The sequence below is a fragment of the Halioglobus sp. HI00S01 genome, assembly GCF_001635445.1.
In the GTDB taxonomy this organism is placed as follows: domain Bacteria; phylum Pseudomonadota; class Gammaproteobacteria; order Pseudomonadales; family Halieaceae; genus Halioglobus; species Halioglobus japonicus.
On sequence record NZ_LWEE01000030.1, the window covers coordinates 154,084 to 173,837 of the forward strand.

Annotated in this window: 24 protein-coding genes; 11 read left to right on the forward strand and 13 right to left on the reverse strand. The window is 57.1% G+C overall.

All coding sequences use genetic code 11. The annotated features are described in order from the left end of the window. Positions 1–12: 12 nt before the first annotated feature. From A3709_RS07395 to A3709_RS07405, 3 genes are read right to left on the reverse strand one after another with little or no spacing between them, the layout of a single operon-like run. A complete protein-coding gene (locus A3709_RS07395) occupies positions 13–990 on the reverse strand; it encodes an NADPH:quinone oxidoreductase family protein (RefSeq protein ID WP_066052376.1) in 978 nt (325 codons plus the stop codon). 5 nt (positions 991–995) lie between these two features. Next, a complete protein-coding gene (locus tag A3709_RS07400) occupies positions 996–1,916 on the reverse strand; it encodes an SDR family NAD(P)-dependent oxidoreductase (protein WP_066052379.1) in 921 nt (306 codons plus the stop codon). 35 nt (positions 1,917–1,951) lie between these two features. Next, positions 1,952–2,416, reverse strand: coding sequence for a MaoC family dehydratase (locus tag A3709_RS07405; protein WP_066052382.1), 465 nt, complete (start codon positions 2,414–2,416; stop codon positions 1,952–1,954). Positions 2,417–2,752: 336 nt separating this feature from the next. Here A3709_RS07405 and A3709_RS07410 point away from each other — a divergent pair, with 336 nt between their 5' ends. Then, positions 2,753–3,325 (forward strand): peroxiredoxin, encoded by a 573-nt coding sequence (locus A3709_RS07410; protein WP_066052385.1) that lies wholly within the window; start codon positions 2,753–2,755, stop codon positions 3,323–3,325. Positions 3,326–3,331: 6 nt separating this feature from the next. On the opposite strand, the gene A3709_RS07415 is transcribed toward A3709_RS07410, so the two are convergent. Then, positions 3,332–4,243, reverse strand: coding sequence for a sterol desaturase family protein (locus A3709_RS07415; RefSeq protein ID WP_197484111.1), 912 nt, complete (start codon positions 4,241–4,243; stop codon positions 3,332–3,334). 119 nt (positions 4,244–4,362) lie between these two features. On the opposite strand from A3709_RS07415, the gene A3709_RS07420 reads away from it, so the two are divergent. The 7 genes from A3709_RS07420 (at position 4,363) to A3709_RS07445 (ending at position 9,798) form a co-directional block, all read left to right on the forward strand. Beyond that, positions 4,363–4,695 carry a hypothetical protein gene (locus A3709_RS07420; RefSeq protein WP_066052392.1) on the forward strand — a complete coding sequence of 111 codons (333 nt, stop codon included), beginning with the start codon at positions 4,363–4,365 and terminating at the stop codon, positions 4,693–4,695. A gap of 30 nt (positions 4,696–4,725) precedes the next feature. Beyond that, positions 4,726–5,064: a hypothetical protein gene (locus tag A3709_RS23075; protein WP_156507606.1), complete on the forward strand. Its 339-nt coding sequence runs from the start codon at positions 4,726–4,728 to the stop codon at positions 5,062–5,064. A gap of 94 nt (positions 5,065–5,158) precedes the next feature. After that, on the forward strand, positions 5,159–7,699 hold the full coding sequence (mutS, locus tag A3709_RS07430; RefSeq protein ID WP_066052398.1) for a DNA mismatch repair protein MutS: 2,541 nt from the start codon (positions 5,159–5,161) through the stop codon (positions 7,697–7,699). Positions 7,700–7,838: 139 nt separating this feature from the next. After that, the gene (gene fdxA, locus A3709_RS07435; protein ID WP_066052401.1) at positions 7,839–8,162 is read left to right on the forward strand and encodes a ferredoxin FdxA; all 324 of its coding nucleotides are present in this window, start codon (positions 7,839–7,841) and stop codon (positions 8,160–8,162) included. A gap of 52 nt (positions 8,163–8,214) precedes the next feature. Beyond that, the gene (locus A3709_RS07440) at positions 8,215–8,784 is read left to right on the forward strand and encodes an NTP transferase domain-containing protein (RefSeq protein WP_066052404.1); all 570 of its coding nucleotides are present in this window, start codon (positions 8,215–8,217) and stop codon (positions 8,782–8,784) included. A 117-nt stretch (positions 8,785–8,901) separates the two neighbouring features. After that, complete coding sequence (locus A3709_RS22520) at positions 8,902–9,063, forward strand: YqaE/Pmp3 family membrane protein (protein WP_082849972.1); 162 nt, start codon at positions 8,902–8,904, stop codon at positions 9,061–9,063. Between the two features lie 6 nt (positions 9,064–9,069). Then, on the forward strand, positions 9,070–9,798 hold the full coding sequence (locus tag A3709_RS07445) for a hypothetical protein (protein ID WP_066052407.1): 729 nt from the start codon (positions 9,070–9,072) through the stop codon (positions 9,796–9,798). A gap of 6 nt (positions 9,799–9,804) precedes the next feature. On the opposite strand, the gene A3709_RS07450 is transcribed toward A3709_RS07445, so the two are convergent. Continuing rightward, a complete protein-coding gene (locus A3709_RS07450) occupies positions 9,805–10,719 on the reverse strand; it encodes a fatty acid desaturase (RefSeq protein ID WP_066052410.1) in 915 nt (304 codons plus the stop codon). A gap of 116 nt (positions 10,720–10,835) precedes the next feature. Here A3709_RS07450 and A3709_RS07455 point away from each other — a divergent pair, with 116 nt between their 5' ends. Then, positions 10,836–11,846, forward strand: a complete 1,011-nt coding sequence (locus A3709_RS07455) for an AraC family transcriptional regulator (protein WP_197484112.1) — start codon at positions 10,836–10,838, stop codon at positions 11,844–11,846. A 51-nt stretch (positions 11,847–11,897) separates the two neighbouring features. Here the strand turns inward: A3709_RS07455 and A3709_RS07460 are convergent, their stop codons facing one another. The 4 genes from A3709_RS07460 to A3709_RS07480 all read right to left on the reverse strand — a co-directional run bounded on the left by A3709_RS07460 (position 11,898) and on the right by A3709_RS07480 (position 14,148). Then, the gene (locus A3709_RS07460; protein ID WP_066052416.1) at positions 11,898–12,206 is read right to left on the reverse strand and encodes a DUF1272 domain-containing protein; all 309 of its coding nucleotides are present in this window, start codon (positions 12,204–12,206) and stop codon (positions 11,898–11,900) included. A gap of 4 nt (positions 12,207–12,210) precedes the next feature. Next, entirely contained in the window at positions 12,211–12,858 is a 648-nt protein-coding gene (locus A3709_RS07465; protein WP_066052419.1) for a hypothetical protein, read from the reverse strand. A 64-nt stretch (positions 12,859–12,922) separates the two neighbouring features. After that, entirely contained in the window at positions 12,923–13,381 is a 459-nt protein-coding gene (locus A3709_RS07470) for a DUF3291 domain-containing protein (RefSeq protein ID WP_066052422.1), read from the reverse strand. 329 nt (positions 13,382–13,710) lie between these two features. Beyond that, on the reverse strand, positions 13,711–14,148 hold the full coding sequence (locus A3709_RS07480) for a DUF2141 domain-containing protein (protein ID WP_066052427.1): 438 nt from the start codon (positions 14,146–14,148) through the stop codon (positions 13,711–13,713). 187 nt (positions 14,149–14,335) lie between these two features. On the opposite strand from A3709_RS07480, the gene A3709_RS07485 reads away from it, so the two are divergent. Continuing rightward, positions 14,336–15,223 (forward strand): DMT family transporter, encoded by an 888-nt coding sequence (locus tag A3709_RS07485; protein WP_066052627.1) that lies wholly within the window; start codon positions 14,336–14,338, stop codon positions 15,221–15,223. Between the two features lie 14 nt (positions 15,224–15,237). Here A3709_RS07485 and A3709_RS07490 read toward each other — a convergent pair whose 3' ends face one another. From A3709_RS07490 to A3709_RS24475, 4 genes are all read right to left on the reverse strand, one after another. Further along, entirely contained in the window at positions 15,238–16,119 is an 882-nt protein-coding gene (locus A3709_RS07490; RefSeq protein WP_066052430.1) for a TIGR03620 family F420-dependent LLM class oxidoreductase, read from the reverse strand. 378 nt (positions 16,120–16,497) lie between these two features. Next, a complete protein-coding gene (locus A3709_RS07495) occupies positions 16,498–17,097 on the reverse strand; it encodes an isochorismatase family protein (RefSeq protein WP_066052433.1) in 600 nt (199 codons plus the stop codon). Positions 17,098–17,947: 850 nt separating this feature from the next. Then, a complete protein-coding gene (locus tag A3709_RS24470) occupies positions 17,948–18,397 on the reverse strand; it encodes a hypothetical protein (RefSeq protein WP_231871121.1) in 450 nt (149 codons plus the stop codon). A gap of 13 nt (positions 18,398–18,410) precedes the next feature. Continuing rightward, positions 18,411–19,118 carry a Rieske 2Fe-2S domain-containing protein gene (locus tag A3709_RS24475; protein WP_231871122.1) on the reverse strand — a complete coding sequence of 236 codons (708 nt, stop codon included), beginning with the start codon at positions 19,116–19,118 and terminating at the stop codon, positions 18,411–18,413. A 155-nt stretch (positions 19,119–19,273) separates the two neighbouring features. Between A3709_RS24475 and A3709_RS07505 the strand changes: the two genes are divergently transcribed. After that, positions 19,274–19,678 carry a hypothetical protein gene (locus A3709_RS07505; RefSeq protein WP_066052436.1) on the forward strand — a complete coding sequence of 135 codons (405 nt, stop codon included), beginning with the start codon at positions 19,274–19,276 and terminating at the stop codon, positions 19,676–19,678. Positions 19,679–19,754: the final 76 nt, after the last annotated feature.

Genomic DNA, 19,754 nt, shown 5'->3' on the forward strand with positions numbered 1-19,754 from the left:
CTCCTACACGGTTTATGTCGTGAGGATAACTTTACCACGGGCCTTGCGATCAATCAGACAGTTGAAGGCATCTTCGTACTGCTCTAGAGGGAAGCAATCGGTGACTACCGGGTTCAGCTTACCTTCTTCAAACAGTTTCCAGAGTTCTTCCACATTCTGCATCTGCACCGCGGGTTCCTCACCTGCAAACCGGCCCCAGAACACCCCTACCAGAGAGCAGCCCTTGAGCAGTGTGAGGTTGAGGGGAATCGCAGGAATCGGGCCGCTGGCAAAGCCAATCACCAGATAGCGGCCATTCCAGCCCATGCTGCGCACAGCTGGTTCGGCGTAGTCGCCGCCGACCGGGTCGTAGATCACATCCACGCCCTTGCCACCAGTGAGTTCCTTGACCGCAGTCTTCAGGTCCACCTCGGAGTAGTTGATCACCTCTCCGGCGCCCAGTTTTTTGCACAGCTCCAGTTTTTCTTCGGAACTGGCGGCCGCAATCACCTTGGCGCCCATCAGTTTGCCAAGCTCTACCGCCGTCGAACCCACGCCGCCAGCCGCGCCCAGCACCAGCAAGGTTTCACCCGCCTTGAGCTCAGCTCGCTGCTTGAGCGCGTAATAAGACGTGAAGTAAGTGATGCAGACACCGGCAGCCTGCTCAAAGCTGAGCGTCTCCGGCACGGGGAATGCAGCCAATTCATGCGCCACAGCCTGTTCACAGAACGCGCCAGTGCCGCCCGCAAAGATGACCTTGTCACCGGGCTGATAGCGGGTCACCTTGTCGCCCACTTCGCGCACAATACCCGCGCACTCGCCGCCGGGAATAAACGGCATATCGGGCTGCATCTGGTACTTGCCCTGGATCATCAGTACATCGGGGAAGTTGAGGCCCGCGGCCTTCACATCCACCAGAATCTCGTGCTCACCGGGTGTTGGCGCCTGCCAATCCTGTGCCAGGTTTAATTTTTCAGGCAGACCGTGTTCGCTGCAGATTACTGCTCTCATGCCACTTACTCCCCGGTGATGCCGAGCGCCTCTGCGGCCTTGGCGACAAATTTGAAGCCCTGCTCTCCGCCTGCCTGCAGCGCGCGTTCGCCTGCGGGATCGGTAATCGCATCCCAGTTGGCGGCAATCGCCTCTGGCGTTTGCTGGCCCTCGGGCAGGTAAACACCTTCGGTCTCAATCATGCGAGCGACTGAATAGCCACCTGCACCTGCACACAGGATGGTGCGGGTAGGAGCCTCTTCGCTCACCAGATACAACACCGCAGGAGTCACTTTCTCAGGTACCAGCAGATCCAGCGCCTCCTGGGGCATCAGGCCTTCGGTCATGCGAGTCGCCGCGGTGGGCGCCAGAGCATTGACCTTGATGTTGTACTTCGCGCCTTCCTGAACAAGTGTATTCATGGCACCCACAACACCCAGCTTGGCGGCGCCATAGTTGGTCTGCCCGAAGTTACCGTAGAGCCCGGATGAAGAAGTAGTCACAACAATACGGCCGTACTCCTGCTGTCGCATAATGTCCCAGCAGGCCTTGGTGCAGTTGATCGTGCCCATCAGGTGCACGTCTACCACCATCTTGAAATCGTCCAGGGACCCCTTGGCGAAACTCTTGTCACGCAGGATACCGGCATTGTTGATCAGGATGTCGACCCGGCCCCACTTGTCCATGGCCTGCTGGACCATGGCTTCCACCTCGTCGAACTTGGCCACGTTGGCACCGTTGGCAATGGCTTCGCCACCTGCCGCTTCGATTTCGGCCACTACGGCAAGCGCCGCTTCACTGGAGCCGCCGGTACCGTCGGTCGCGCCGCCCAAGTCGTTCACAACCACTTTGGCGCCGCGCGCCGCCAGCTCGATCGCATGGCAGCGACCCAGGCCCTGTCCAGAACCGGTAACAATGGCCACCTGGCCGTCATAACGAATTGTCATACTTCTACTTCCTCTTGAATCGGGGTGAGCGCCAATCAGGCACAAACCACCATGTTGAGCCATTCAGCAACTAGGGCGGGTGTTTCCTCGCCTTCGATTTCCACGGAAATGCCCTGCTTGATCAGCAATCGTCCGCCTTCTTTTTCGGTGAGGCTTAACAGTTCGACATTGGCGCGAACACGCTTGCCCGCGCGCACCGGCGACAGGAAGCGAATCTTGTCAAAGCCATAATTCATGCCCATGACAATGTTATCCGGCATGACACCGACCTCTTCGATCATCTTCACCAACATCGACAGGGTCAGAAAGCCGTGGGCGATGGTGCCGCCAAAGGGAGTCTGCTTGGCGGCCTCTTCATCGATGTGAATAAACTGGTGGTCTTCGGTGCAGTCAGCGAAGGTATTGATGCGGTCCTGGGCGATGGTAATCCAGGGGCCGGGCTCGAATTTGGTTCCTACCAGAGCGTGGAATTCCTCTAGAGTGACTGTGCTTTTCGCCATGTGTTATCTCCATAGTTTCGACCAAAGGGACTGCATAGTAGCAGTGGCGTACCCAAGTAAAAACTATTGTCAGTAATCGAGCCAATTAATTGCATGAATGGCCGCCAATAAGTCTGATTTATCGTCTAGGAATAACCTTGACTGCAACCGGCTGGTCGCACCGAACGCCACGCTGTCATCGCCGACCAGACCGACTCCTGACAGATCTGTTCTTCGGCGGGCAGGCACAGAGAGCCATAGTTAAATCCGAGAACCATCATTGTCAAATGCAATTGGAATATCCCCGATTGATAGCCTAGATTAAACACATACATTCACTGATCACAGGAGATCACCATGGCAGCTATTACTCAGGTACCCAACGTCACCTTCAAGACCCGCGTACGCGACGAGTCGGTAGAAGGCCCTAACCCTTTCCGCTGGCAGGACACGAGCACCGCCGACCTGTTTGCCGGCAAAAAAGTAGTCGTGTTCTCGCTGCCTGGCGCGTTCACCCCGACCTGCTCGTCCAACCACCTGCCCCGCTACGAGGAGCTGTACGAAGAGTTTCAGGCCCAGGGTGTGGACGACATTATCTGTGTGTCAGTAAACGATGCCTTCGTCATGTTCCAGTGGGGCAAACACATCGGCAACGAAAAGATCACCCTGCTGGGTGACGGCAACGGTGAGTTCACCCGCAAGATGGGCATGCTGGTAGACAAATCCAACCTCGGCTTTGGCATGCGTTCCTGGCGCTACTCCATGCTGGTCAATGACGGCACTATCGAAAAAATGTTTGTCGAGCCGGACTTCGGTGACAACTGCCCCACCGATCCGTTTGAAGTGTCCGACGCGGACACCATGCTCGCCCACCTCAAGGGCACCGATGCCCCGGGCGTTTCTGCACCAGTCAAAGCCTTCGAAGGCTAACCCTGGTTACACGACGGACGCCGCTGCGGCGTCCTGAGCCTGCCGGCGCAGCGTATTGCTGCGCCGGTCTTCGCCGTCATGGCTCCAGCCCGGCGCGAAAAACACATAGCGCAGTTTGTCCCGCCAGCGTTCAGCCCGCTTTACGTCATGCCACAGCGCCCGATACTCATGGGTCGCCACATCTACAGGTCGATACGACGTAATATTTTTGGTCAGCCCATATACCGGCGCTTCGCCCTCGCGCTCGGCGGTAAACGAACCAAACAAGCGATCCCAAACAATCAACACCCCGGCGTGATTGCGGTCGAGGTAGGCAACGTTAGAGGCGTGATGCACGCGGTGGTGGGAAGGCGTATTGAACACGTATTCCAACGCCCGCGGCAGACGACCGACCAATTCCGTGTGAATCCAGAACTGGTAAAACAGGTTGATACTCATCATGGTAAATACCATCAAGGCATCAAAGCCCAGCAATGGCAGCGGCAGCCAGAACATGTACTTGTGGATGCGCTCACCCACCCCCTGGCGCAGCGCTGTCGCATAGTTCATTTTGACCGCGGAGTGATGGCTGACATGTCCGGCCCAGAACAGCCGCACTTCATGGTTGGCACGATGCATCCAGTAATAGGTGAAGTCATCGAGTACAAACAACAGCGCCCAGGCCCACCACTGGCGCTGGACTACATCCTTGAGCGGTGACCATTCGTGCAGCTGGTAGATCACCACAAAGAAAAACAGCTTTGGCAGAATGTCGACGAATGCGACGAATACCGCCATCCACAACGATGCCTTGGTATCGCGCGTCTCGAACAGCTCAAGACGCTGCGTGCGGCTGTATGCATATTCAAGCGCGAGGGCGCCAAAGAATAGCGGCACAAACCAGTAGATCAGGTCATCGCTGCGAAAGTCCGTGAGCATTGCCTGCCAATCCATATCAAATTATTACCGTTGGGAGGACACAAACACTTACTATACCGATATTAGGCACGAAGGACACAGAGCACTGCGCAAGCGGCACGACAGTGGCGGGACAGTGATTGACTTCTATACTCATTTTCAGCTTTGGCGCACGCTGGCGCGGTGGTTATCACCACCATCACCACGGCCACGGCTGGTACGGCGGGGGCTATCGTGGCCCGGTCGTGATCAATACGGGCAACATCAATATCGGCAACAGCGTTAACGTCGGTAACAGCACCAATATCGGCAACAAGATCAAGCGCAATGAGGTAAAAGTAAATCGCGACGGCCTGCGCCGCGACAACCTCTATACCCGCAAAGAGAATCGCAACAACCTGGCGGATCCCGGCGTAGCGCAGCGCGATGTGAAAAAGGCCCGGTCCAACAAGAACCTGAAGAACAATGTCTAGGCCGACCGCGATGGCAAGATCTCGCGCGACGTGAACAACAAGTGGGAGTCTCTAGACAAGGGACAATGGAAGGCCGACAAGGAGCTCAACAAAAAGCCCACCCAACCGGTTCAGCGTGATTACAGTAAGGTCGGTCAACGCGACCACCAGAAGCCGACCACCCAGGACCGCTCCCATAACGCCAGCAGGGATATGCACAAACCCACTACCCGGGATATGCATAGACCAACCACTAACCAACCGCACCAATGGCCGAGCAACATGAACCGCCAGCGCGACCTGGAGCGGGCTCGCCAGGCCAGGGCCCACGGTTCGCGCATGGAGGCGAATCGGCCAGTACAGCGCCGGGAGTTCCAGCGTCGGCGCTAAGCTGGTACTGTAGGCGGCTAGTGTCACCTGCCCGCCTACAGTACATATTTTGAGCAACACCACCAAAACAAAAGACAAATCCGGCCACACACCCATGATGGTCCAGTATCTGGCCATCAAGGCAGAACACCCTCGCGACATGGTGTTTTATCGCATGGGTGACTTCTATGAATTGTTCTACGACGATGCCAAGAAAGCGGCGGAGATTCTCGATATCACCCTTACGGCACGGGGCAAGTCTGCCGGTGAACCCATTCCCATGGCAGGTGTGCCCTTCCACGCCGCCGAGAATTACCTGGCGCGTCTGGTCAAAGCCGGCGTTTCGGTAGCCATTGCCGAGCAGATCGGCGACCCCGCGACCAGTAAAGGGCCGGTGGAACGCAAAGTTGTGCGCGTGGTGACGCCCGGCACAGTTTCCGACGAAGCCCTGCTGGATGAGCGGGTGGATAATCTGCTGTTGGCGCTGAATCACAGCGGCGAAGACTACGGCCTGGCCTACCTCGACCTGAGCACCGGGCGCTTTCGCGTGTTGGAAGTGAGTGGCGAAGAGGCCCTCGCCGGAGAGCTGCAACGCCTCAACCCCGCCGAGACCCTCTACTGCGACACCATCGGCCATACGCTGGTCAGTGAACGCAGTGGCGCCCGCGCCCAACCGGCCTGGGAGTTTGACACGGAAAGTGCCCGGCGCGCCCTCAACACTCAGTTCCAGACCCATGACCTGCAGGGCTTTGGTTGCGATGGCCTGGACCTGGCCATCGGGGCTGCGGGCTGTCTACTACAGTATGTGAAAGACACCCAGCGCTCCAATCTGCCGCACCTGCGCAGCATGAGCCACGAGAGCCGCGCCGAGAGTGTCATTCTCGATGCCGCTACCCGCCGCAATCTCGAGATCGACATCAACATGAGTGGCAGTGAGACCAACACCTTGTTTTCGGTGCTGGACAAAGGCGTCACCGCCATGGGCAGCCGCCTGCTGCGGCGCTGGCTGCACCGCCCACTGACCGATATCACTACCCTTGAAGCGCGCCAGAATGCCATTGCAGCGCTGTGCGCCAACTATCACTACGAAACCGTCCGCGAGCAGCTCAAACCCATCGGAGATATGGAACGTATTTTGGCCCGTGTTGCGCTGCGCTCAGCTCGCCCCAGGGACCTGACCCGACTGCTCAGCTCCCTGGCGGCCCTGCCGCCGCTGCGCTCCGAACTGGGTCATTGTGATGCCCCGCTTTTGGCACAACTAAGCCTTCAGGCGGGCGACTACCCAGAGCTGGTGGAGCTACTGGACCGCGCCATCATTGAGAACCCGCCGGTAGTCATCCGCGACGGCGGGGTTATTGCCGATGGCTACGACGCCGAGCTCGACGAGCTGCGGGAAATCAGTACCGGGGCCGGCAATTACCTGCTGGAAATTGAGCAGCGCGAGCGCGAGACTACTGGCATCAGCACTCTCAAGGTGGGCTATAACCGTGTTCATGGTTACTACATTGAGATCAGTCGCTCCCAGTCAGACCAGGCACCCGCCAAATACGTTCGACGCCAGACCCTGAAAAACGCCGAGCGCTTTATCACCCCCGAACTCAAGGAATTTGAAGACAAGGCGCTGTCCAGCAAGAGCCGGGCCCTGGCCCGGGAAAAAGCACTGTACGACACGCTTATTGACCGCCTCAACGAACAGCTGGCGCAGCTGCAGGACACCGCTGCAGCGGTCTCCGAAATAGACGTGCTGGCCTGCCTGGCCGAGCGCGCCGAGAACCTCAGCCTGTGCCGGCCACAATTTGTGGAGGACCAGGTGTTCGAGGTTAGCCAGGGACGTCACCTGGTCGTCGAGCAAGTCCTCGAGGAACCGTTCATCGCCAACGACACCTTGCTCGACAGCAAGCGCCGCATGCTGCTCATTACCGGCCCGAACATGGGCGGTAAGTCGACGTACATGCGGCAGAATGCGGTCATCGCCCTGCTCGCCCACATCGGCAGTTTTGTGCCGGCAACCACGACCCGGCTGGCGCCCATGGATCGTATCTTTACCCGCATCGGATCTTCGGACGACCTGGCCTCCGGGCGCTCGACCTTTATGGTGGAGATGACCGAGACCGCCAATATTCTGCACAATGCCACACCGCGTTCACTGGTGCTGATGGATGAGGTTGGCCGCGGCACCAGCACCTTCGATGGCCTCAGCCTGGCCTGGGCGGCGGCTGTTGAACTGGCGCAACGCGTGCAGGCATTTACACTCTTTGCCACCCACTACTTTGAGCTGACGACACTGCCGGACACCTGTCCGACGATGGCCAATGTGCACCTGGATGCCACCGAGCACCAGGATCACGTGGTGTTCCTGCACCACATTCAGGAGGGCCCGGCCAACCGCAGTTTTGGCCTGCAGGTCGCCAAGCTGGCGGGTATTCCCGGCCCCGTGCTGCAGGCCGCCAGTCACAAACTGCAGGAACTCGAACAAGGGGCGCCGGAGGCACCTGTGGCTCGCACAGTCAGCCCTGTTCCGCCCTCACCCCAGGTCGACCTGTTTGCCAGCGCCGGCCCCCATCCGGTGGTCGAGTCCCTACAGGATCTGGATATCGACGATCTGAGCCCCCGGGCCGCCCTGGAATTGCTCTACCAGCTGAAGAAAAAGCTGTAGTGATGACAATAGCTTAGCCCCATGGCGGAATCCCGGAACCCGGTCACATTCGAAGGCAAGATACACCTTCAAATCATCAATTCTTGCGGGTAAACTAACGCCCGCTAGTTAGCCCCCAGGATCAAGAGGCGTTTTTGGAATGACATTTGTTGTAGGTGAAGATTGTATTAAATGTAAGCACACGGACTGTGTGGAGGTCTGCCCGGTAGATTGTTTCTACGAAGGCCCCAACTTTCTGGTGATTCACCCCGATGAGTGTATTGACTGCGCTCTGTGTGAACCCGAGTGCCCAATCGATGCCATCTTCTCAGAGGACGAACTCCCCGAAGATCAGCAGGTATTCCTGGAGCTCAACGCCGAGCTCGCCGAGGTGTGGCCCAATATTACCGAGATGAAAGAAGCCCCGGCCGACGCCGAAGAATGGGCCGGCAAGCCCAACAAGTTGGAGCTGCTGGAGCGTTGATCGCCCTGCAATCGCATCTTGAAAGCCCCGCCAATGCGGGGCTTTTTTGTTGATGCGTATCGGAATCTTAATGCTGGCCGCTGGCCAGTCACGCCGCTTCGGCTCGGACAAACGCACAGCCCAGCTGCCCTCGGGCAATACCTTGCTCCGGCAATCATTGCAAAACGCCCTTGGCAGCGGCCTGCCGGTGGCGGTATGCGTACGCCCGGGAGAGGAATCCCTTGCTACTGCGCATGGCGCACAGGCGCTGGTCTGCACAGAAGCAGACTTAGGCATGGGACACAGTCTGGCCCAGGGTATCGTCCAGCTACCGCCCTGGGACGCGGTGCTGATCGCCTTGGCAGACATGCCTGAGATTCAGCCTGCAACTTTTTGCACCATCGCCCGGGCAATCATGCCTGAGACGATTTGCCAGCCCATGTATCACGAGCGCCCGGGACACCCGGTGGGTTTCTCAAAGCATTTTTTCCCCGCCCTGACGGCCCTACGCGGCGATGTCGGAGCGCGGAGAGTTATCGAGCAGCAGGCTGCCGCGCTGATCAAAATACCTCTGGACGACCCGGGTATTGTGCGCGACATCGACACACCAGCCGATCTGCCGCCGCGCCCTCTGAGTACCTGAAACAAATGCGGGAGAGTCGACCCAGACTCAATAAACTGCACTGCACTGGCGAGGCAGACCGCTATCTTCTATAGTGACACGACAGCGTTCCATAACAATACCAATGAGGACCTACGCATGGACAACAAGATCGTCGCCCTGATCGTTTCTATCCTGCTTCCCCCCCTGGCCGTGTTCTTGAAAAAAGGCGCCGGCTCGGACCTGATCATCAACATTGTCCTCTGCATCTTTCTCTACCTGCCAGGCATCATCCACGCGATCTGGTTGACCGTTTTATAACACTGCATGGATTGGCGAATCGCCTTTGGTCTGGGTGTCACTACCACCTGGATCACCGCCGGCCTGTTCTACCTGCTGGGCATTGTTGGCTGGAATAACTTCCTGACCCTGCCCACGGCAGACATCGGTAGCTTTCTGGAAGGTGCCTTCGCGCCCCTGGCCTTTTTGTGGCTGGTGATCGGCCATTTCATGCAACAGAAAGAGATTACGGCAAATACCCGGGCAATCTCGATTCAGGAGCGCAGTGCCCGCCGGCTGGAAGTACACTCCCAGCGCGATTCCTATTTCAAACTGCATGACATGGTGCAATCACAGTTGGGCTCGATCGCGGGGTTCCACTACATGTCCGTGTGTGGCCCCACCGGGACGGGCGAAATCACCGGCGAGGAGTTTGCCGAACAACGCAATCACGCGGCCGCCTCTGACCCCAGCTGGTTCGTACGGAAAATGATTAGACTGGCCGTGGAGAACCGGGACGTAGACGGCGCGCTACAGGACATCTTTTTTGGCACGGATATTCGCGCACGTCATTCCGCAAACTTTTCCCGCGCCTTCTGCAAGCTACTGACCAACGCCGAGGCCGTCGACACCGATGAGATCATTGCCGACGCACTGCTCAATGGTTCCGCTGCCGGCATTCTCTATCGCGTCATACTCCACGTTCAAGCCGACGAGGAAATTGGCAGCCTGATCGGCGACCCTCGAACGGCTGAGGATTCTCCACAGACCGACTGAGTTGGCCTATCCGGCGGCAGCGGCTTCAGGCTCGCGTGAGGACGCCACCATTCCCCGAACCGTAAGCTGATAAATGGGTGCCCCCTTGGCGCGCATGATCGGCTCGATTTCGTCGAACAAGCGCACGTAGTGATAAAACGGCACACGCGAGAATAGATGGTGAATCGAATGATAGTTCTGGAACACCCACAGCCAGGTCACCAGTTTGTGTAGCCGCCCCGGTACCAGAATGGTGGAGGTGTCGACATAGCGACCAACATCGCGGTGCGGCCGATGCACCAGGTAAGCGAACAGGTATAACACGATGGCAAACCCAATCAGCCAGGCAATGCCCATGAGCAACACCACTTCCTGCCAATAGCCGGCGACCAATAGGCCAAGCCTCGGCAGCACCGCGGCCGCTATCTCCAGGCAGAAGTACAGGTTTTGCTTACCCTGAGCACGAGACCAGCGGTGTCTGACGTAGTAGGTGTACTGTCCCCTGGCAACATTGAGCGCTGCCAGCGCAGCGTCAACCGGGGCGTTGCGTATCTTGCTGACGTCAAAGTCAGGGTCCTCCCCGGCGCTGTTGGTATGGCGATGATGAGCCAGATGCTCATGCCGATGGGCAGTAAGCGGCGTCATGAGAATCCAGGCGGCCATATACCCCAGAGACTCATTGATCCAACGCAGTGAGGGGTGACTGCCGCTAATCGAGCCGTGAACAGCCTCATGCAATACGGTGTAGCTCAGGTAAGTCACGCTCGCCATCAGCGGCACCGCTGCCCACAGTGGCAGTTGTCCAGTCAGGCTGCCGGCCAGAATCGCCAGGTACCCTGCCCCCAGGCTCAACCCGAGGATTATCGTGGGCCAGGCCACCTCGCCCATGTAGCGCTTGGCACTTTGCAATGCCTGCTGGTCCAGCGTGTCCGCCTTGCTCATCGCTCGTCTCCGACCGTATTCAACGAAGTGTCACTATGGCTGTTCGCATAAAAATTGAGCAGTGCAGTTATCGCCATTATGGTGTCATAATCCGCCAAAATATCGAGTTTTGCACAATGGATACGATCAGTCCCGTTTATGCTCGCCTGGTCCTGCGGGACCTCGAGCAGCACGACATCGACCCCAGCCCACTCTTCATTGGCATGGGCCTGAGTCGGCAGACATTGCTTGAGGGCGGTGACATCTCGCTCGACGACTTTCTGCATATTCTGCGCACCGGTCAGGCGCTCGCACCCGACAACCGCCTGGGATTGATGCTGGGCCGCAATGCCCACACCTCGGTGCTCGGGCCACTGGGGGCCGCCATGAACATTGCACCGTCAGTGCGCGAGGGCCTGCGATTGCTGGAGAGTTTTACGCGAGTGCATATCAGCTATATCGACTTCGATATCAGCACTTCGCCGACCGGCGTGACCCTGGGCATCATTTATCGCGAAGACACCGGCACACTGGAATACTTCCACACCGAAACAACGGTAATGCTGCTGCAGCAGTATATAGAGACCACGGTGGGCGAAACGCTGGTCGATGCGCACTATGAATTCGCATACCCCACACCCGACAATCTCGAGGATTATCAGGCGGCGCTGCACGGTGAGCTGAGTTTCGACGCAGCGCGCAACCAGGTCCACTTACCCCGCTACTGGCTGGACAGGCCCTCGCCCTACTTCCACGCCGAGATGTGGCAGCAGGCGCAACTGGACCTGTCGCGTCTGCTGGCAGAACAAAGCAAATCCATTGACGGCNCCTTCACACGCCATATCAGCGCCCAGTTACGCAGCGGGGAACCGCCACTTCCCGATCTCGAGGCAGTGGCCGCTAGCCTGCACGTATCGCAACGCACCCTCAATCGACGCCTACTGCAGGAGGGCAGCAGCTACCGCCAGTTAAAATCAGCGGCGCTCGCCCACTGGGGCAAACTCTACCTGGAGCACACCGACGACAGCGTTGAGAGCATCGCTGCGGCACTGGGCTACCAGGACGCGGCAAATTTTCGGCGCGCGTTTCGACGGAACGTAGGGACAACGCCCAACACCTACAGGATGGACCGGCGGGGCGNTCGCTAGAAAGTCACTGAGCGAATCACCCTTCAAATAGGCGCGAAGAACAATGCGAGGTCATCGCGACTCGGGAGGGATGTGCTTGGCCGTGGCGGAGAATTCGCGAAGTTCATCGATGGAGTAACGGGTACTCACCCGCCTGGCCGAGGCAGGCTGATGCTCGAGGCTGACACCGGGCCGCCTTGCGGTTTGCGGCCTGATCGGCCTGGCACTGAAACCACCGCCGCAGTTGGGACACACGTTGTCGAGTATCTCATCAACACAGCGGCGACAGAATGTGCATTCATAGGTGCAGATCATTGCCTCGGTCGAGTCCGGCGGCAGGTCCCTGTCACAGCATTCGCAGTTGGGGCGCAGTTCCAGCATTGGCCTATTCTCTACCCAGTAAATTCAGAGTGTATCCAATGACGAACACGACAAATGCAACCAAACTGATCGGCGGCAGGCCGCCGTGCCAGCCCGAGGGATTGAGCCAACCGGAATAGCCCATGAACAGCAGGTGCAAGCCGCCCAGCGTCAACGCGTAAATCAGGAAGCGCCGCGAGGTAATAAACGCGATAAACGCGACATCCTCGCTCAACTTGGTCTGGAAACTCAGGTTATAGGCCCACAGCACCACAAAGCCGAGAACACCCGCCAGCATACTCAGGCTCGCCACCGGCGTCAGCGTGCCGTCGGGGCTGAAGAACTTGCCGTAGTAGGCCGTGGAAAACAACATAAAGCTGATCAAGGTGTGTATCAGTATCAGCAGGAAACCGGTCATGCCGAAGGCCTTGCGCGCGGCCAGCCACTTGTCCGGCACGGGCAGGCCCAGGTTGCGTGCAGGCCCCAACGCAAAATTGAATGCCAGCAGTATAAATGCGGCCAGGCACAGGCCCTTGTTCAGAATGAACATCGAGAACTCGCCCCAGAGGACATCACCCGCGATATGGTAGCGGAGGACGGCATAGCCAACAGACAGCAGCACCGTACCAGCAATGACGCTGCCTCCAATCCCCTCATTCCCTTGTGCCTGCATTACGGATCTCCTGCTATCGGTGTCTCCGCAAGCTTAGTACAGACCTGTGACCGACGAAACGCTTTCAATCAGCGGTCGGTTTCGGTTCGGGATTGGCAAAGGTAAAACCACGCGGCGAGGAGCCGTGAACGCGCAAATGTTCCAGGGCTTGTTTGCCGTCCTCTATACAGGGCAAAGTGCCCGCCGGGATCCACCAAAGCACCAGGCTGGGACCCTCCACTTTCTCGAACCAGTGCTTCTTTTTCTTCAGGAAATCGAGGTGTTCACTGGCATAAACATAGTCGCGCAATGCATCCAGAGACTGCCACACAGACATATTCACCAGCAGAGACTCATCCTCGTAAGCGAGGATGTCGGTAGCATCGCCCTGCTCACTCTGCAGGCGCCAGACAAATTCCGGGTTGGCATCGGCGAGGCCGTTAATGCGCTCGAGGTTCTCGGCAAACTCGCGCATCACCGGCTCGTCCATGGTGCCCAGGGCACGAGCGATATTAAACTGTGCGAGGTGAAATTCTGTGCTCATAAGTCTGCATCCCTTTTTCTGCCTGCACTACTTAATGGGGCGGGCGCAGTGAGAATCAAGCCAGCAATGCGAAGAACTACCGCTGCGTGGCCAGCAGCGACACTGCGAAGACCAGTTCAGCGAAGTTGCCGACCAAGAATCCCCAGGGCTGGGCGCCCGTTGCAGCATTTACCAGGAAAATCCACAGCGCTAAGAAACAGCCAGGGCCAGCCCGCCGCGCGGTGCCTGAGTGGAGCTATCAGGATTGGAAGAAGAAGGCGCAGATCATACCATCGGGTTCATTACCGGTGACTGCGTGCGTGGTGGGCATAGCCCCACTTAACGCCTGATCAGTCTAAGGTTACGACCATAATATTCTGAGTAACGCCCTCTGCGGTGAGGATGAATACGGCGTCTTCGTAATCGGGCGGCCCGAAGCGCACCTTGGCGTTGTTAGACATGGCCACAGGTTCCTTGGGTATGCCAATAAAGTTGGTATCCATCTCGCCGTTGCCATTGGCGTCGAAATAGAGGGAAAATGCGTACTCGCCTACGGGTAGCTCAATGTTGCCCTTCACCAACTCCCCCTCGCGTGATTGCTCGACATCCAGCACCAGGTTCGTTACGGTGGCATCACCGAGCCAGGTGTCCCTTGAATCGTAAAAGCCGATATAGAGTGAGCCAGATGCGTTCGCCAAACCGTTGAACTCTAGATTAATCATGCCGGTTTCTTCTGCGGCCAGTGGCAAAGCAAGAGCGATTGCTAAAGTGGCAGCCAGTCTTTTCATGGGTCTCTCCCTGATTCTCGCATTGTTATTCGTCTGCGCAAGTATACGAGTTCTGGACGACTACGGATGATGGTGTCGCAGCACCCCACTGCCAGTCGATACCGGAATACGCCAGATAACTTCTTTTCATTGTCACAGCGGCGACCAATTGGCCAGAATGACCCTATTCTTCACTGAGGAACAGTACATGGATGTATGGGTAGGATTCACCTTGCTCGCAGCGGTAATGCAAACCGTCCGCACTGCAGGCCAGAAACGTATGGCAGGCAGCCTGACTCCCATGGCCGCCACGACCGCACGCTATCTGTTTGGCCTACCGTTCGCCCTGCTCTATCTGTTCACAATCGCCTCAGCTGAGCCACGAGCGGCGACCCGCTTGGCACTGGCCAATAGCACGTTCCTTGGCTATGCGGTCATGGCCGGCATGGCCCAGATATTGGCGACTTACTGGCTCATCCGTCTGCTAAATCTGCGCAACTTTGCCATTGGCACAGTGTTTTCCAAGACGGAGGTCATTCTAACAGCCGTGCTGGGAGCTGTGTTCTTCTCCGCCACTCTGACTGGCGCCGGCTGGCTGGCAGTACTGGTGGGCAGCGCCGGTGTTCTGGTGCTGGCCATTCCCGGCAGCCGGCTGGAAATTGAGCCACAGAGCCTTAGCCTCGGCTTGCTGGCCGGGCTGGGGTTTGCGCTCACTTCTCTGTGGCTGCGGGCGGCCAGCACTTCACTGACGGGCACTGCGATAGAGAGCGCCGCCATTACGCTGGTCTACGCGGTGTCACTACAGACCGCAGCTTGCATTGTCCATCTCATCATCAAGGAACGCCAACAACTCCGCCGACTTGCCAGCGAGTGGAAGCTGGGCCTGTTTATTGGCGTTAGCAGTGTGATGGGATCCATAGGCTGGTATACCGCTGTGACACTTCAGGACGCGGCGCTGGTCCGCGCCCTGGGTCAGGTTGAATTACTTTTCGCGCTGTTAATGGGAAGGTTCTGGTTTGGAGAAACGTTGTCGAGAAGGGAATGGATAGGGATGGCCCTCATCTCCGGTTGCGTATTAATACTCTTACTGTTCTGAGGGCCACGGCAGCCTTAGTCCGGCGCCAGGGCGTCGATGGCCACGGGGTCAAAACCATTGACGCCGTCTTTGCGCAGGGCCTGAATACACACGTGGTCCGCGCCATTCTCCCAGTGCGATTCAATACGCTTCATGATGGCAGTTTCGTCACCCCACGCGACAATCGCGTCAACCAGTCGATCACTACCGCCATCTTCAAAGTCGGCCTCTTCAAAGCCCAGAGTGAGCAAATTATTGCGGTAATTCGGCAGACCGAGATACATCGCCATCGCGCCGCGGGCGATTTCGCGGGCCTTGGTAGCGTCGGTTTCTAGCAGCACTTTCTGCTCGGGCGCGAGAAACTTATCTGGACCGAGAATACTGCGGGCCCGGGCGGTATGCTCTGGCGTTACAAAGTACGGGTGTGCGCCATCTGCATTGCTACCTGAAAGCCCCAGCATTTTTTCGCGCAGCGCTGCCAGTACCAGCAGGCCCTGCTTTTCAGGCTGGGGGCCCATATACATGGCCTCCTCCATACGCTGCAGATAGTTGCGCATGGTCGTCAGGGGTTTACCGTATTCCTGTTGGCGGAGACCGCCCACCATCTCCGCGTGCGAAACTCCGATGCCTAGAATCAGACGGCCGCCGCTCAACTCGTCTAGCGAATTGCGGGACGCCTTCATCGCCATCGCATCACGGCCATATAGGTTGACGATGCCGGTGGCAACGCAGAGCGTTTCAGTGGCTTCTGCTATAACCGACAAAGTGACAAAGGGATCTCTACCTACGGCATCTGGGACCCATATGGCACCGTAGCCTTGACTCTCTGCGCGCTGAGCGAACGCCCGGCACTCATCGAAATTATTGTTGTCCATCCAGCTCCAGATACCGAGCTTGCCTATATTGTGTTTCTTCATTTTCAATCCCTTATCGTCCAAGCGTTAAATATTTATCAGACGAATATTACTAAGAAAGCGCACCGTACGCGCCGAATTAAGAATCCAAAATGCGGGACCGGCGAGGCAATGTCTACCGACTAACCGACATAAGGTATAAGATTGCGCCTATTAACGCGGTATTTATAACAACATATGCTCTCCAATCTTTATAGGGCGCTTGCTGCTACCAGCAGCGATTAAGGCTGATATTCTCTTGATTGGCTGAGATCAGTCCCATATCTGTCTCAGCTGCAAAGAGGCATAGCAGTGGCGAGGTAACGTTGTCGAAATCAAAACACTAGATTAGGTAGAAACCTAGCCACTTGCCTGTTGGCAACGACGATCGATGCAAACATGTCACTCAGTCCTCTTATCAATATCGGAGAGCACATCACTCATCGGCAGCACGTCCGCATACTTGGCGTGCATGTCGAACAAATTTGCCGCGTGGGCCTCCATATTTCGATCACCAACTGCCTCTTTGGCCACTACAACACGGTAGTCGTGCTGCAAACCGTCCACAGCAGTTGCGCGCACGCAGCCGCTGGTGCTGAGACCGGTTACAACCAATGAGTCGACTCCGCGCGCACGCAATTGCTCATCAATGTCAGTACCGCGGAAGGCACTCGCCCATTGCTTTTCGACAAGCACCTCTCCGTCTCGCATGACCAGCCTGTGGTCCACCTTGACCCAATGCGAGTCCGGCGTGAGTACATTCAGTGCAGGCACGCGCTCGCGAAAAACCCGTGCCTGGTCGTCACTATAAAACACCACCGTTGTAAAAAAGATTGGCAAGTTCGCACCGCGAAATACAGCCAGCAGTTCAGCGTTGGCAGCAACGACATCGGGGCAGTCACAGCCCAGCGGACACTCCGGGTTAGTAAAGCCCTCGATCATATCCACGAGCACCAGTGCCGGCTTGTTACCCAAACCCAAGCTCTTTCTGTTCAGATCCATGTCATTCCCTGTTTTCATAGGCTAATCAAAAGAACGCGGTCAATGCATTTATTCATTCGGCAGTATTACTGATAAGAGAAGAGGGCGAGGCAATCTAAGTTGAGCCCGAACTGCAGAAACGAGTCTAGCGACTGCCCAGAATCGTGTCAGGCGGTTATCAGCGGCCTCACTGCCCTGTAGCTACTAGCTAATACAAACCTGCAGTACTGCAGTTACCGCTTCTGCGTCCAATAAAGATGCCGTAAATTCTACTTGGTCCAGAATCATTGTTGCTTAAGCTCTGCATACTAACTAACCCGCTGCACTTGTGAGAATTTTACGCGGAACGGACACCCAATCGCCCATTTCTACCATACCTATCCGTGGCTCTGTATGACCACTCTGCCATGTACCCAAACGTTATTTCTAGCTACTGTATTTCAAGGCCCATATATCTACGCAATCGCAGCGTTTGCCGACCACTGTCTGGGCCGTTATCTACCATTCTGGTTCCACCCCATCGAAAACCAGTTAGGGCACCTACTGGCACGCTCTACGCCCTGATGCTAATGCTGCAGGGCAGCTTGTTTTTCACCAGGGCGCACCGCAACTGCCTCTGGACCCGGCTGTTGGAAACCTTCGTGCTCATCCACGGAGCGCTGGCGTCCTATGTGTCCATTCATGGTGAGAAGTGATCCATGTTCCCGTTTGGCTTTCTGACCATTTTCGCCGTTTACAGGGTTCACGGTCCGGGGCCGCGGAATCGCACCCGATGGTGAGTATGCGCTGGTGTTTATCTGCTGTAGCGTGCTGTGGATGGGCATTGCCCTGTGGCGCTGGAGCCGTGCCCAGCGAAGCCAGCCTGCGCGCACTATCCCTCGTTAATACTGACGAGATTATCGGGCCCTGAGGACGGATTAGAGGGCTCAATCAACGGCACGGTCTCCAGCGCCCGGCGCAACTCGGGATTGCGACGGCGTGCCGGTGAAGGAATCGTGAATATCTTCTCCCCTTCATGCAATGCCATCGCCTTGCTGTCGATCTTCCAACCGTGCTTCTCTACGTGCACTTTGCGCACCTTGCGCCAGGCACCCGTAAATTTGTCCTGCTCTACCGATACTTCGTTCTCGAGCGACTCAGGCAAGTAATGAGGTGACAGCGCCTCGACGATGTCGGCATCCTCCTGGAACACCCGCAGCGTACGTTTTACGGAGCCGCCGTCGAACATGCCCCACTTGAAGAAGTTGCGCACCTGCACCACAAACGAGCGGGTGGTGTTTTCATCGATGGGCGTATTACAGTCGAAAATAATCATCGACATCCAGGAATTGACCTCAATGTGCAGGCGCACGGTATGCCCGGGCAGGTAGAACGAAGGGGGGCACGTGAGTGGCTGCCTTGTCCTTCCTGAACAGGCGATTAATGCCCATGCCGCCTTCCAGGGGCGGCGGATAAAGCACACACGAGGAACTGCCGGAATACTCCGTGCGCTCGATTTTCACGATGTGGTTCTTGTCTGCCATTTCCCGATAGCCAAAGCCAGGATGGACAAATGACGTATGGGCGATGTCAATGCCGTTCTCAACCACGCGGTTGACATCGGCATTCCAGGTGAACTCAGTATAAATGGGGCGCCAGTTATCCCGATCATCATATTCCGGGAAAGGTGGGATGGGGTAGCGATCAGCCTCGTCCAGTTCGCCCATGAACACCCAGATCATGCCGTAGCGTTCTTCCGTGGGATATGCGTCTATCCGCGCATGCTCAGGCACCGCACCGCCCTCACCCCGGGAGGGCGTCAATTGTACTTTGCCCTCCGGGTCGAATTCCCAGTCGTGATAAGGACAGACCACACAGTCGTGTTCGGTGGTCCAGCCACCTGACAGTGCGCCACCGCGATGAATATAGACATCGCTCAGGCAGTGAACTTTCCCCTTGCTGTCGCGAAACAGCACAAGATTTTGTCCCAGTAGTTTGGCCCGCACTGGCTGGTCTTTTACCTTGTCGACCCATTCGGCCACATACCACAAGTTGATTAGCATGATTATTCTTCCAGCTAACGTCCAGACTACGCCCTGTGGCGCTATTCGGATCACTGTCCAGCTCGTGTTGGGCTCTCGCCAAAAAAAAACTTCAGGAGGTGAACCAAACGCCGGATTCAGCCCGTATCTCCAACCAAGTCACGACGAGAGTTCCAATGAAGCACCTGATTACTTCCGTCGCCATTGCCTTGAGCCTGGCGTTCGCTCAAAGCGCTGCTGCCGCCGCGGAAGCGACCGGCGAGGCAGCTCTCATCGTATATCGCTTTGACAAAAACGCCCGCAGCCACGGCATCAAGGTCGACGTCCGCGCTGACCACCGTAACGAGGGCCGCATCGCAACTGGCGAGGTAATAGTCATTACTCGCGACGCCGGAACCGTACAATTCGGCTCCAGCCTTCCCAACAGCCCTGCTGCTGAACTGAAACTGAAGCCCGGCCAAGTCCACTACGTCGAGTATAGCCTCACTGTACGCAACACCCGCAGCAAGCTGGAAGTTCGCGAGGTTGGCGAGCAGGTAGCCAAGCTGCACCTGGACGAGTTGCCCGAGTCCACGATCTGAACACCCCATCCTATGTCCCCGCTTATGGCGCCTGAATGGCGCCTTTTTTTATTGTAAAATCGCCGCTCTTAAAGCC